Annotated in this window: 8 protein-coding genes and 2 pseudogenes; 7 read left to right on the forward strand and 3 right to left on the reverse strand. The window is 43.2% G+C overall.

Annotated elements, in window-relative coordinates:
- The first annotated feature begins 47 nt into the window (after positions 1–47).
- From AC0L66_RS21450 to AC0L66_RS21475, 6 genes and pseudogenes are all read left to right on the forward strand, one after another.
- Positions 48–1,543, forward strand: a pseudogene (locus AC0L66_RS21450) (sodium:solute symporter family protein).
- A gap of 91 nt (positions 1,544–1,634) precedes the next feature.
- Positions 1,635–2,558, forward strand: coding sequence for a sugar kinase (locus AC0L66_RS21455; RefSeq protein ID WP_473570837.1), 924 nt, complete (start codon positions 1,635–1,637; stop codon positions 2,556–2,558).
- Between the two features lie 10 nt (positions 2,559–2,568).
- Complete coding sequence (locus AC0L66_RS21460) at positions 2,569–3,192, forward strand: bifunctional 4-hydroxy-2-oxoglutarate aldolase/2-dehydro-3-deoxy-phosphogluconate aldolase (protein WP_473570839.1); 624 nt, start codon at positions 2,569–2,571, stop codon at positions 3,190–3,192.
- Positions 3,193–3,340: 148 nt separating this feature from the next.
- On the forward strand, positions 3,341–4,060 hold the full coding sequence (locus tag AC0L66_RS21465; RefSeq protein ID WP_473570841.1) for an oligogalacturonate-specific porin KdgM family protein: 720 nt from the start codon (positions 3,341–3,343) through the stop codon (positions 4,058–4,060).
- Between the two features lie 10 nt (positions 4,061–4,070).
- Positions 4,071–6,525: pseudogene (locus tag AC0L66_RS21470) on the forward strand (family 20 glycosylhydrolase).
- Between the two features lie 257 nt (positions 6,526–6,782).
- Positions 6,783–7,736 (forward strand): GGDEF domain-containing protein, encoded by a 954-nt coding sequence (locus tag AC0L66_RS21475; RefSeq protein WP_265674148.1) that lies wholly within the window; start codon positions 6,783–6,785, stop codon positions 7,734–7,736.
- Positions 7,737–7,782: 46 nt separating this feature from the next.
- Here the strand turns inward: AC0L66_RS21475 and AC0L66_RS21480 are convergent, their stop codons facing one another.
- The 3 genes from AC0L66_RS21480 to AC0L66_RS21490 all read right to left on the reverse strand — a co-directional run bounded on the left by AC0L66_RS21480 (position 7,783) and on the right by AC0L66_RS21490 (position 12,367).
- Entirely contained in the window at positions 7,783–8,373 is a 591-nt protein-coding gene (locus tag AC0L66_RS21480) for an HAD family hydrolase (RefSeq protein ID WP_473570843.1), read from the reverse strand.
- Positions 8,374–8,462: 89 nt separating this feature from the next.
- Positions 8,463–11,321, reverse strand: coding sequence for a PAS domain-containing hybrid sensor histidine kinase/response regulator (locus tag AC0L66_RS21485; protein WP_473570844.1), 2,859 nt, complete (start codon positions 11,319–11,321; stop codon positions 8,463–8,465).
- Positions 11,318–12,367, reverse strand: coding sequence for a cytochrome-c peroxidase (locus AC0L66_RS21490; protein WP_473570845.1), 1,050 nt, complete (start codon positions 12,365–12,367; stop codon positions 11,318–11,320). Before AC0L66_RS21490 ends, AC0L66_RS21485 begins: the two co-directional genes overlap by 4 nt.
- Positions 12,368–12,659: 292 nt before the next feature.
- Here AC0L66_RS21490 and AC0L66_RS21495 point away from each other — a divergent pair, with 292 nt between their 5' ends.
- Positions 12,660–13,751 carry an efflux RND transporter periplasmic adaptor subunit gene (locus tag AC0L66_RS21495; RefSeq protein ID WP_265674144.1) on the forward strand — a complete coding sequence of 364 codons (1,092 nt, stop codon included), beginning with the start codon at positions 12,660–12,662 and terminating at the stop codon, positions 13,749–13,751.
- Positions 13,752–13,764 lie beyond the last annotated feature (13 nt).

Genomic DNA, 13,764 nt, shown 5'->3' on the forward strand with positions numbered 1-13,764 from the left:
AACAATAAGTGGTTAATGCACGCCACAATTATATTTGGAGATGTTCAATGAACAGTACACTCTTTTTAACTGGTTTCGGAATATATGTGTGTTTTCTTATTTGGTTAGGGTGGTTTGTATCACGTAATCAAAAATCTGGGGAAGACTTCCTTTTGGGTGGCCGCGGCTTACCTTTGTTTCTTGTTTTAGGTACCACGGTTGCCACCATGGTAGGAACCGTACTCAAGTATGGGCGCGGTCGGCTTTGGTTATGCTAACGGTTGGGCGGGTGCTTTGTATGGCATTGGTGGTGCGTTAGGTATTTTACTGTTAGCTCTATGGTTTGCCCCTGTACGTAAACTCAATTTCATGACCATGAGTGAAGAACTGGCGTATTACGTTGGCGCCAATCGCGTGGTGAAAAATGTGGTTGGTGTGCTGATTTTTATCGCCTCTATTGGTTGGTTGGGTGCCCATATTCTTGGTGGCGGGATGTATCTCGCATGGATCGCTGATATTGATTTAAACGTTGCCAAAGTGATTATTGCCGCAGCCTTTACGATTTACGTCGTCATTGGTGGTTACACGGCTGTGGTTTGGACCGATACCATTCAAGCTATTATTTTGTTTGTTGGCTTTATTTTAATGGCAGTGATGTCAGTGCAATACATTGGTGGTCTTGATAACCTTTATGCTGCGATGGACCCTGCCGCGACAAGTTTCTTAGCCATCGAAAAGTTAGGTGTGGTACCTGCTGTCTCACTTGCGGTTGTGATTGGTGTTGGTGTATTGGCTACGCCGTCGTTCCGTCAGCGCATATACTCAGGTAAAGATGTCTCTACCATTCGCCGCTCATTTGTAATGTCTGGTGTGCTGTATCTATTCTTCTCCATCATTCCTGCCATTATTGGTATGGCTGCTCATGCGATTGACCCATCGCTAGAAAACCCGAACTTTTCATTCCCTTATGTAGCTGCGACGGTATTGCCAGTCGGCGTAGGCATGATTGTATTGATTGCAGGTCTTTCGGCTACGATGTCGAGTGCGAGCTCTGATGCTATTGCTTAGTGTGTCGATTCTTCTTCGTGATGTGTACGTGATGTTTACTGGTCGTATGCCTAACAAAGAATCCATGCTGAATTATTCTCGTTTAGCGCTGATTGTTGTCATTGGTTTTGCACTGTTATTCGCGTTAACTTCAAACGATATCATTGGCTACATCACGAAAATGATTTCAACCGTAATGTCTGGGATGTTTGTCTGCGGCATGCTAGGACGTTTCTGGAAGCGTTATAACTGGCAAGGTGCCATCGCGACTTTGATAGGTGCGTCATGTGCATCATTCACAGTAATGCTAAGCCCAACATTGACAACGTATTGGGGCAACCCGGTTATTCCTTCTGTGTTAGTGGCGACGCTAGCCGGTGTGGTTGTGAGTTTGCTCACTCCTGCTAATACGGTGACTCCTGAGCAAGCGCAAGCGATGCTCGATGCGGAAAGAGCGCAAATGGAACTGAGTGATACTTCTGGCTCCACAATTAAGTCATCTCCTGTGACAGAGTAATTAAGCGGAATGGAGCGTTGCAATACGCTCCATATTTTTCACCTATTTATCTTAGGTAATGCTCCTAAGCTATTTTTCCCAAGGTATAAACATGAAAATAGCGTTTTTTGGCGAGTGCATGGTTGAGCTTAGTGGTGAACCGCTGAGAAAAACATTCGGTGGTGACACGTTGAATACGGCTCTATATCTGGCCCGACTCGGCCAGCGAAGAGGCATTCAAGTTTCTTATGCTACTGGTCTGGGTGATGACCAACTTTCATCTGACATGAAGTCACATTGGCAAGATGAACAGATTGAAACGAATTTAGTCGAAACCATAGTTGGTAAACAGCCTGGATTATATCTGGTCGAAACCGATGCGTCAGGTGAACGAACCTTTCTGTACTGGCGAGAAAACAGCGCAGCAAGGCATTATTTTTCTTTAGTAGCGACAAAATTAGAGATCGCATTGGCGACGAATCAATTTGATGCATTCTATGTCAGTGGAATCAGTATTGCGATTCTTGATGACTCCGCGAGAGAGCGATTACTTTCCGCAATCACGTCTTTTAAATCTCGTGGCGGGAAAGTGATTTTTGATAATAACTTTCGTCCACAACTCTGGAGCACTGCAGAAGCTAAACACTGGTACCAAGCCATATTGCCACATGTTGATATCGCGTTAATGACAGAAGATGACGACGTGATGATTTGGGGTAATGAGGAGTCGGTAGAGAGTCGTTGTCAACGTTTGGGTGTATCAGAGCTGGTGATTAAGCGTGGGCATGAGCCGTGCAAGGTTGTTGCAGATTTGCAGTCAGGCGTCCCGACGGCAAGCTATGTTGCTGCGTCCCTCGTTGCAAACGTAGTCGACACGTGCGCAGCTGGGGATTCGTTTGCCGCTGGGTATTTAGCGGCTCGGTTGTCAGGTGAAAGTGGCGATGATGCCGCGTTATTAGGGCACAAATTGGCGTCTACGGTTATTCAACACCCTGGTGCCGTTATTCCGTTGGGTGCTATGGACCATTTAATATAAGAGAAGTGTCATGTCGTTAATAGATAAACTAAAACAATTTAAAGTAATACCCGTTATTCAAATTAACCATGTTGAACAAGCTATCCCGTTGGCAAAAGTATTGGTTGAAAATGGCTTACCAGTTGCAGAAGTCACATTTAGAACGGAAGCCGCTGCTGACGCAATCCGAGCAATGAGAGCAGCTTATCCTGAGCTATGCATTGGTGCGGGTACGGTGCTGACGACTGAGCAAGTCGATACCGCGATAGATTCCGGAGCTGAGTTCATTGTTGCTCCCGGCCTGAACCCGACAACCGTTAAGTACTGCCAAGAAAAAGGTATTGCCATCGTCCCAGGGGTTAATAACCCGAGCCAGGTAGAGCAAGCATTAGAGTTGGGATTGAGCTTTTTGAAGTTTTTCCCAGCCGAGGCTTCAGGTGGCTTACCAATGATTAAATCGTTGTTAGCGCCTTATGGAGAGGTCGCCTTTATGCCTACTGGTGGCATCAGTAAAGCAAATATTAATGATTATCTTGCCATTGATCGCGTGCACTGTTGTGGTGGTACGTGGATGGTGTCACCACAATTAATTGATGACGAGAAATGGGATGAATTGTCGAACCTAATTCAAGACGCCGTTAATTGTGTTAAATAGCTCGAATAAAAATATCTAAATAATAAATCAGGTAATGCAGTTGCTATAATTTATACAGCTGTATTATATGCGAAACATTTTTTGTGATGGCATTTGTCGTGTGAATTCAATATGGCACGTCACAACTCAAATTTAATAGAAACTTATTATGAATAAAATCATACCTTCTGCGTTACTTATATTAATGTCCTCTTCAGCATATTCTGCGACTACGTATCTTGATCTAAGGCACGAATACCGAGATCCGTCAGACCGCCATCGTAGCCGAGTTATTTTAGGCCACCATTTTGATAACGGCTATGGTATTGAGATGCTGACCAATGTGAACCACGGGACTTACGGCGATAGCTTTGGCAGTAACTTACGTTTGTCGAATACAGAAATTACCAACTATTACACCTATGCTGTCAATGATAACTTCGTTCTAAATCCCGGTTTAACCATGAACTTTATGAGTTCAAATACCTTTTATATGCCGTATCTAAAGTTAAATTATAACTTTGACAGTGGATTCTTTATTCACGGACGTTATCGATATGACTTTTCAAGTGCAGAAGCCAAAAATGCAGCAGGAGAAAACGAAACTATCCGTCGCAACCGTTACGATATGTGGACAGGATATAACACGGATAAGTATACGTTCTCTTATGCCTATACCTATTTCGACCAAATAACGAATCACCCTGGTGAGCTTGCTAATGGTGAGCAAACTGCGAGAGAGCATACGTTTAAGTTCTTATATAAATACTCTAGCTTCATGAGACCGTATGCTGAAATTGTTGATGCTGATAAAAATATTTATATTCCAGCGCCAAATACTGGCGAGACGGAATGGCGCTATAGAATTGGATTAAACTTTGTATTCTAAGGAAGTAAGAATGAAAAAGAATGTATTATCATTGCTCGTCGCTGGCTCATTGATGTCAGCAACGGCATGGGCGGCGGCACCAAACACGGATCTTAATTTGATGCCTTACCCACAATCGGTCGAATTGGGAACCTAGTCAAGTTGAGCTCACAAAAGATTTTAGTATTTATATTAAAGGTTATCGTTCTGAGCGAGTTGACTTTACCGCTAAGCGATTCATTGAACGTCTAGAAAGACAAACCGGTTTGCCTACCTTAAATTGGAACGCTGATTCTGAGAGTTCGGCAACGTTTGTTATTGATATTGCGGATGCGCCTCAAAACGATGTGCAAGATATGGATGCTGATGAGTCCTATCAGCTAGTCGCGAAAAATGGTCAAATTACATTAAAGGCTAATCGTCCTTACGGGGCAATCCGAGGTATTGAAACATTGCTTCAGCTTGTTGTCACGGATGCAAAAGGCTACCACGTACCGGAAGTCAATATTGACGATGCACCGCGTTTCCCTTGGCGAGGGGTTTCTTATGATACATCTCGTCATTTTGTTGAAATGGAAGTCATTTTACGACAGCTTGATGCGATGGCATCGGCAAAAATGAACGTGTTCCATTGGCACCTATGGGATGATCAGGGCATACGTATTCAACTCGACAACTACACCAAGCTGTGGGAAGACACCACCGATGGTGATTACTACACCAAAGACGACATTCGCCATGTCGTTGAGTATGCGCGTCAGCGTGGTATTCGTGTTATTCCAGAAATCTCGTTGCCAGGCCATGCTTCCGCTGTCGCTCACGCTTATCCAAACTTAATGTCTGGTATGGGTGAACAAAGCTATGAACAGCAAAGAGAGTGGGGGGTATTCGAACCGCTAATGGATCCGACTAACCCTGACTTGTACGTGATGTTAGAGAGCGTGTTTGATGAGGTAGTTGAGCTATTCCCAGATGAGTACTTCCATATCGGTGGTGATGAGCCAAATTATAAGCAATGGCAAGAAAACCCGTCGATTCAAGCGTTTATCAAAGAAAATAAGTTGGATGGTGAACGTGGTTTGCAATCTTACTTGAACGCGAAAGTTGAAAAGATGCTAGAGCAACGAGGCAAAAAAATGTCTGGTTGGGATGAAATTTGGCACAAAGATCTACCAAAATCCATCGTGATTCAAAGTTGGCGTGGTCACGATAGTATTGGTCGTGCAGCACAAGAAGGTTACCAAGGTCTACTATCAACAGGCTACTACCTAGATCAACCACAACCAACAAGTTACCATTATCGAAATGATCCAATGCCTCAAGGCATTACCGTTGATGATCAGCTTCATGAAGGTGAACGTTTCGTTAGTTATCAATGGGAAAAGCCGCGCACCAAAGGTGGTCCACGTAAAGGTCTACTGACCATCATACAAGCAAAAGACGGCAAAGTTCGTGCATTCACAGACTACAATGGTAAATCACGTACTGAAGTTAACATCATCGAGTACACACCAGGGGAAAGCTTCCGTGGTCACTTTGACAACTTTATGTCGTATACCGAATTTAATCTTAATCTGTCAGGCGAGCAGTTAGCTGAAGGTAGCTACCAGTTAATTGGTAATGTTCGTTGGCCGACTAACGGCAAGATTGTGGCGTCTTCTTCTAAAGAAGGCTCGTCAATTCCGGCGCCAACTGGTGGCTACCCAGCTGAGCTTACCGATGATGAAAAGGCCCTAATTCTTGGTGGTGAAATTACGGTATGGGGTGAGAACTACAATTCACTCACGGTTGAGAATCGTATCTGGCCTCGTAGTTATGTTATTGCAGAACGTTTATGGTCTGACGAATCGTTAACCGATGAAGTAAGCATGTATAAACGCATGCGAGCGATAGACACGTGGTCTGAAATTTCAGTGGGCTTACGTCATCATGCTAATGCCCGCTTACTGATTGAAAGATTGGCCAATGGTGCGAATCCTGACCCATTGCTGACTCTGGCTGACTATACCGAACCAGCTCAATATTATGCACGTAACTGGGAGAAGTGGATTCAAACTGAAACGCCAGGTGATTTGTATAATCAACATGAGCGTTTAAACCGTTTTGCCGACGCACTCGCGGTAGAAAGTTATGCCGTCTATGAAATGAACGATTTAGTACAAGCCTATCAGTTGGGTGATAAAGCCGCATTAGACGGATTAGAGCTGCACTATGTAAAGGTCGCGGCGGCAGCTGAAACTTCAGCCACGATTTTTGCTAATAACATTGCTTCTATCGATACGGTTGATGTCGCCAAGTCGACGGTGAGCATCGCGCAGCTAGGACAGACTTTGATCGAGCGCGCACGTAATCAAGACGTGTTATCTTCAGCAGATATTAGAGAGTATCAGAAGATGATCGATGCGGTAGCGGTAATCAAAGATGAGACGATTGTTGCGATTACAGTCCCAACAGAAAGGTTGCTTCATGCGTTAGCCAATAAGTAGCGCGTTGTTTAACTGGTATTAATTTGAGCGCTCCTATCGAGGGGCGCTTTTTGATCAAGAGTTAGGGGAGGAGGACTTCTAAGTTGAATGGGGTAATTTCAGGGAATCCGTGAAAATCTACCTATATACCTATCATTTGGTTTGTGATAACGGTCTGAAATACGGGTTGTGCTGCTTGTTTCCGCTGACATCCAAGTGGAAATAGAGCACATATCGACTAGTTTTAAATGAATGAAGGCTAAGAGAATCATGATGTCATGCAACCACCACCTATTCCTGCTAACGAAGACTATAGAATCCATCTTCTTCGCCAGCTCAAGATCTTAGATACCCCGCGAGAAGAGCGTTTTGATCGGGTGACTCGCTTGGCTAAACGTATGTTTAACGTCGATATAGCACTAGTCAGTTTGATTGATGAACAGCGGCAGTGGTTTAAATCAGGGGTTGGGATTGATGCTACCGAAACTCATCGAGATATTTCATTTTGTGGTCACGCGATACTAGGTGATGAGCCATTTATCGTTCCGGACGCATTGGCGGATCGTCGCTTCTGGGATAACCCATTGGTGAAAGGTGAGCCTAACATACGTTTTTATGCGGGCGTGCCACTGAAACTGGCGGAGGGCGCTAAAATTGGAACCTTGTGTATTATAGCTCGTGAACCGCGCCACTTTACCGATCAAGAAGTACACGACTTAATTGATCTCGCCAAACTGGCAGAAGGTGAACTCGTTGCTAATCTAAACTCCACCATTGATGAATTGACCCAGATCTCAAACCGCCGCGGTTTTAATGAACTCGCAAATAAGGTGATCAGTAAGTGTCGGTTTCTCATGGAGCCCTACAGTTTAGCGTATTTTGATTTGAACGATTTTAAGCGGATCAACGATACGTTAGGTCACTCTATCGGTGATGATGCGCTGACCTCTTTTTCTCGATTGTTAATTGATAACTTTAGAGATTCTGATGTGATAGCTCGTATTGGCGGAGATGAATTTGCGGTCCTAATGTCGGGCACGACCGGAGTGGACGCCCGCTATCCTATGACCCGATTTGACGAAGAGATTATGAAGTTTAACAGTGCCCATCCTCGTATTTACAAACTGGGTTATAGTGTTGGGGTTGTCTCTTGTTCACCGTTGGAAGATATCGATCATAACGAGCTTTTAGATCGTGCTGATAAAGCTATGTATCAATATAAGCGAGATTAGATAATACGCGAGACTACGGTTCGACTATAAGTGACTCTAAATCACGTTAACGCGCTTTGAGCCACTCGAGCAGCCCTTTGAGTGATGGAAAAGAAAAGTTAGCCTCATGAGGTATACCCACTTCAACGTTATCGTTAGCAATGAAACAGCTTTGACACCCCGCGTTTTGGGCTGTTGCAATGTCGTAGTAATGGTCACCTACATAAAGTATTTCTTGTGGGGCAAGTTGCCACTGATTCATGAGGTGATATAACGCGTCAGGAGCTGGTTTAGGAGCAAACTCCTCTCTTGTGAGCAAATGTTCGATGGGCAAGCGATGAGTGGTAATTTTGGTCATCGCCGCCTGACGACAGTTTCGAGTCACCACGCCAGTATAATATCGTTTTTGCTTTAGCCAACGAATCAACTCTACCGCGCCAGGCATCAGAGTACTGTTTACCGCATCTTTAATTTCGCATTCTCGAATGATGTTGGATAATCGATTTTGTTCTTGACGATCAAACTGCTCCAAATGTTTGAGTAGATCACGATCTTGTGGGCAATTAAGATGTTGGCGTAGCTGAACAAAGTTGATATCTGAAGATATGAGAGTGTTGTCTAAATCAAATACGATCGCTTTTAGCTTATACAGGCTCAAGGATAGTGTACCAAAGCAGTTTTAGATGATTGCAGGATAGGCGAGCTTAATCGGCTTGGGTAGTCGTTGATAATATAATTGTGAGATTGCTATCCATCAATATGTTTTTTTTGCGGGGTAATAGCCAGTAAATCAGACCTGTTCTCTTGCATATTTTGTTGATCAAGAATTCGTATGGCTTGGTGAATATTGACTTCAACCAAATTAATGAGGGACTGCATATCATTGAGACTAGGTTGTTGACCGCTTTCAAGAAAAGCGGTCAGCGTCGCGAGCTTACTTTCAACCAAACTGAGGTTGAGCTCGCTAATTTCACTCTGTAGCGATGTGAGAGATGCTAATATTTCTGGTATGGATTTTTCAGGGTAAACTTTTACTAATACGTCGAGACACTTTTCGGCCACATTTTTAAATTGGGTGATTTGAGGAATATCAATTGGGTTCCCTAAGTGTGAATGTGACGTCATCCGTAGTTCAGCTTCGGTGTTGCTAATCCCATCCAGTTTAGTGACGTCATGCCTAATTAAGTGCAGAATATTTGGATGAGTATTCTCCTTGGACGGAATCATCAATTGATGACGAAAGCGCTGAAGTGCGTCGATAAAGCTCTCTTTTTGCAACGGTTTTGTTAGAATATGGTTCGCACCTGCTGCCATGAAATTATCATGGGCTTCTTTAAATACATCTGCCGTACATCCAAAAATAACAGTATTGCATTTGAGTTGCTGTCGAATGATTCTAGTGGCCTCAATACCATCCATCACAGGCATATGGTTATCCATAATGATCAAGTCGTAAGCACTGTTTTGGACACGTTCAACGGCAATCTCGCCATTTTGGGCGACATCAACTTGATGGCCTTGTTTGGTACAAAACGTTTTTGCCACCAACGCATTGACCTTATTATCCTCGACAAGAAGAATGTTCAGCGAACAGGCAATTGCTTGGTCGTCAAGAGACACGCTTTTTTCTTTAGTGGCTTGAACAGCCTGAATTGGCATCAGTTTTAGGTTTACGGAGAAGACGCTTCCCTTACCGAGAGTACTGGTGACATTGACATCGCCTCCCATTAAATTCGCGAGTTGTTTGACAATCGCTAGCCCCAATCCAGTCCCTCCAAACTGTCGAGTTGTTGATGATTCCGCTTGAATAAAAGGATCGAATATGGATTTCAAGCGGTCGTTGGGGATACCAATCCCGGTATCGCTAATTGCAATGACGAGTGTTTCAATATTGGATTGATTATTAGGACGAGAAGCAACGTCAATGGTAGAGGGGGTATCTTGACTTAAGGTGATGGTGACACTACCTGTTTCAGTGAATTTGACAGAGTTGCTGAGTAGATTAAATATGATTTGGCGAATTCTAGATTTGTCACCGCGGTACGATTTTCCGGGTGACAGTTGATTAATTAAATGAAAACTAATGCCTTTTTCTTTGCAAAGAGAAGTATAAGTACTGACTATTGGGTCGCAAATATCTTCGATAGAAAAGTCTAAAACCTCGAGTTCTAGCTTACCTTCTTCAATCTTTGAAATATCGAGAATATCATTGAGTAATGAGAGTAAGTGATTGCCTGATTCTAGGAGAATATGCAGTTGTTGTTGGTGCTGAGCATTGGTTACCGAAGATTCAAGAATCTGGGCCATTCCTAGAATGCCGTTGAGTGGTGTGCGTAACTCATGGCTCATAGTGGCTAGGAATGTTGACTTTGCTTGATTGGAAGCATCCGCTCGTTCAACGGCGTGCTCTAGGCTTTTTTGAAGTTGTTTACGTTCACCGCTGTCACGCTCGACAGCAATAAACTGTTCAATTTGGTTATCTGCATTGAGAATTGGAGTGATGACAATATCGATCCAATACGGTTGCCCATTTTTGTGATAATTGATGAGTTCTGATTTGACAGTATTTCCAAGTTTCAGTTCTTTTGAGATACGACGAACTTCGCTTAGCGAGGTACCTTCCCCTTGTAAAATGTCACCGGGCTTTTTACCGATTACCTCATTGAGGCTGAATCCGGATATTGTTTCGAATGCTGCGTTGACCCAGGAGGTATAGCCTTGTTTATCCGTTATGATGATCGCATCACTTGCGTGTTCAACAACCATAGCGAGGTGAGAACGTTCTTTTTCTTTAACGAGAAGATCGGCGATTAACTTCCGTTCTCTATATTGTTGTATCTGTTGTTTTCGATATAGATAACAACCTATTGATAGTATTAATAATATTAAAGCAATGGAAATATGAACTTTAGTTGATAGTGAGCGCTCAAGCCAAAAATTATTGGTTTCATTCATGAGAACATGAATTTCACTATCGACCAGCGCCTGTTTCTCCAAGCGGATACTATTTTGAACTCTATTATGAAGCTTGATATACCCATCAAGTGCTAGCAGGTCATTGTTCTGTTGGAGTTCATTTGGAATGACAGCGATCGATTGTGCTAAGTCGAGGTATTGATAAATGGCGAGTTTGTCTTCGGCTGAATACGTGTTGGACATTAGGTTATTTTTTAGGGCCTTAAGGGTGTTACTCGAATACTCCAACGACACTTTTGCGCTCAGCAGACGTTCAAGTCGTTGAGTGAAAATGAGAACGTTGTTTTTCACACTTTGTGCATATGAGACGCTTTCGGTTGGTATTGGGCTGATAAAAGAGGGGTAGCCTTGGCTGTTTGCTTTCATGTTGTCATAGAGCTGTTCAGAAAGTCGCTCTAATTCGACTAACTCATTTGAAAACCTATCGTAGGTCTTAGTCGTACTATATTCGAAAGAATATATTTCTTCGAGGCTATGGGTAATGTTCTGCGATAGGGAGAGAAACGCTTTTTGATATGAATCGCTGACGTAAGTGCTAACGGCACTGACGATGAGCCACAATGCTGAAAGAAAAATGACCGTGATGTAAAGAAATTCGGCTCTACGTTTTGTCAGCAGTCGGCTCTTCATTGGGTCGCTCCTTGAGATAACTCCTCGAGATAGGGTGGAGGTGGGGCGGAAAGCGAGTGTAAAAATGCGCTTATCTCTATGACGGTGGTTGCATCTAACTCTTGACCAAGTTGAACCTTTGCCATGGTAATGATGGCATCTTCTAGCGTTAAGCTTCGTCCGTCGTGAAAGTAGGGCGGTGTTTTTGCCACGTTACGAAGGCTTGGAACGCGAAATACATTTTTGTCAATCTCAATACCCGTTACGTTGTATCGCCCTAAGTCTTGGTTTTGATGAGGGGTCTGTTCTATATTGCCAAATTTTTGAAATAAGTTACCGCCAACATTCGTACCTTGATGACATACAATACAGCCCAAGGACTGAAACTTTTGCCAGCCTTTTTCTGCTATCGGTTCGATGGCAATCTTATTGCCTTTTAAATAATGGTCAAACGGGGCATCCGGAGTGCTTAGAGCGCTCATAAAGGTAACGAGAGATGTTTTAATATTGGCTAGGTTTATTTCCCCATTCCAAACAATGTCAAACTGATTACGGTAATGTGGTGTGGATTCGACGTAATCGATGATGTTATCCCAGTTCGTATCCATCTCTAGTGGATTATGAACGGGTCCATCCATTTGATGCTCCAGACTTGACGCTCTGCCATCCCAAAAAAATCGCGTGTTGTTTGTGATGTTAAACACTGTCGGAGAATTCCTAACTCCTGCTCCTTTTACACCCGTTGAGACTTTAGTGTTTTCTGCTCCATTATCGAAGATATGGTGACAAGATTCGCAACTGATTTGACCGTCAGATGACAAATTGGGATCGATAAATAATTGAAGGCCGATCTTAGCAATTTTTTTCTCTCTAATGTTTAGTTGAGTGACTTCAATAGGAGAAATGAGTGGGGTGGGTTGTGTATCCAGTGTATCAGCAAGCGAATGATGTTCATGCCCCTCAAGTTGATGAAGAGTTAAAGGCGAGTTAAAACGGTGCAACATCCATGCTGTAAAAATAATCAGAAAGGTTACAGCGACTATCCACTTAACTAAATAGCTATTCATACAGTGTGTACGATTATTGATTGTACTTATTAGTATGGGACACATATTTTCCGGTTCAATGTAATGTAAAAAAAAACCAAGAATAATGAACTTACGTTAAGAAATAGGTCTTATAGGGGCTATGGGTTGCAATCGGTACTTTTACTCAATTACTGATATTTCAGGTTGAGTTTTTGTGTCCACAATGTTGCTTTTTGCTTGGCTTGATGTAACTTGTACCATTAAGTAGTTATTGATTTTGTTAGCCTATAATAGTCTTAACTTTTATAAATTTTTATGTTGGGTGGTTGTTATGAAAACTCATTTACGTGTTCTTACTCTGACGGCGCTAATTGGCGTTGCATTGACTGGGTGTAGCCCAGAGGCAGAGAAGACAGTTGAAGCTCCAGTTGTACGTCCAGTAAAAACGATAGTTATTGGGTTAGAGAATCAAAGCATGGTTCGTGAATTCCCTGCACGAGTCTTAGCGTCTGATCGTGCAGAGATGGCTTTTAGAGTGTCGGGTAAGATCGATAGTCTTCCAGCAAAGGAAGGCGATGATGTGAAGAAAGGCACCGTCCTTGCCACGTTAGATGATACTCGTTTTAAATTAGCGGTGAGAGACGCCAAAGCGACATTGCAGCGCTTGCAAGCTGACTTTAAGCGAGCGAAAGAGCTAATTAAAGATAACTTTATTTCGAAAAAAGATTACGAACAAATTCGAGCAGACTTAACGAAAGCCCAAGCTGGCTACGATAACGCCAAAACGCAGCTTAGCTATACCAAGCTTGTCGCCCCTTTTGATGGCTTTGTTGCACAACGTAGTATTCAAAACTTTGAAAACGTCGAAGCGAAGCAAGTGGTTTTCTCATTCCAAAATCTTAATACACTTGAGCTAAAATTTGCGGTACCAGAAAAATTGGTGAGAGAAATTCGTGATGAGCAAACAGATGACCCTGTTGAAATTCCGGTTTTTGCCTATTTTGACCTAGCTCGTGAAAAACCGTACCCAGTCGAGATCACAGAGGTGTCCTCTAAAGCAGATTCCGATACCCAGACATTTGAAGTGACGGTAACGCTTGAAGCACCAAGTGATCAAAATATTCTTCCTGGTATGACGGGGTATGTGACCGCAGACTTCTCCAATCTTAATGACACCAAAGGGGCTATTCAGGTTCCAAGTACGGCTGTCGTCAGTGATAACGCTCATAACCCAACGGTCTGGGTAGTAGGCGAGGACAACACGGTTTCCCCTAAGCAAATTGAAGTGTCGACAATGGCAGGTGATCGCATCACGGTCTTATCGGGCTTAGAAATGGGTGAGCGCATTGTAACGGTAGGCGTTCCATTCTTGAATGAAGGAATGGAAGTAAGCCTGATGCCGGAAATCGATCAAGCTCAATAACTGTCGACTCAGC

The organism is Vibrio sp. GJ43-1, from assembly GCF_055808835.1.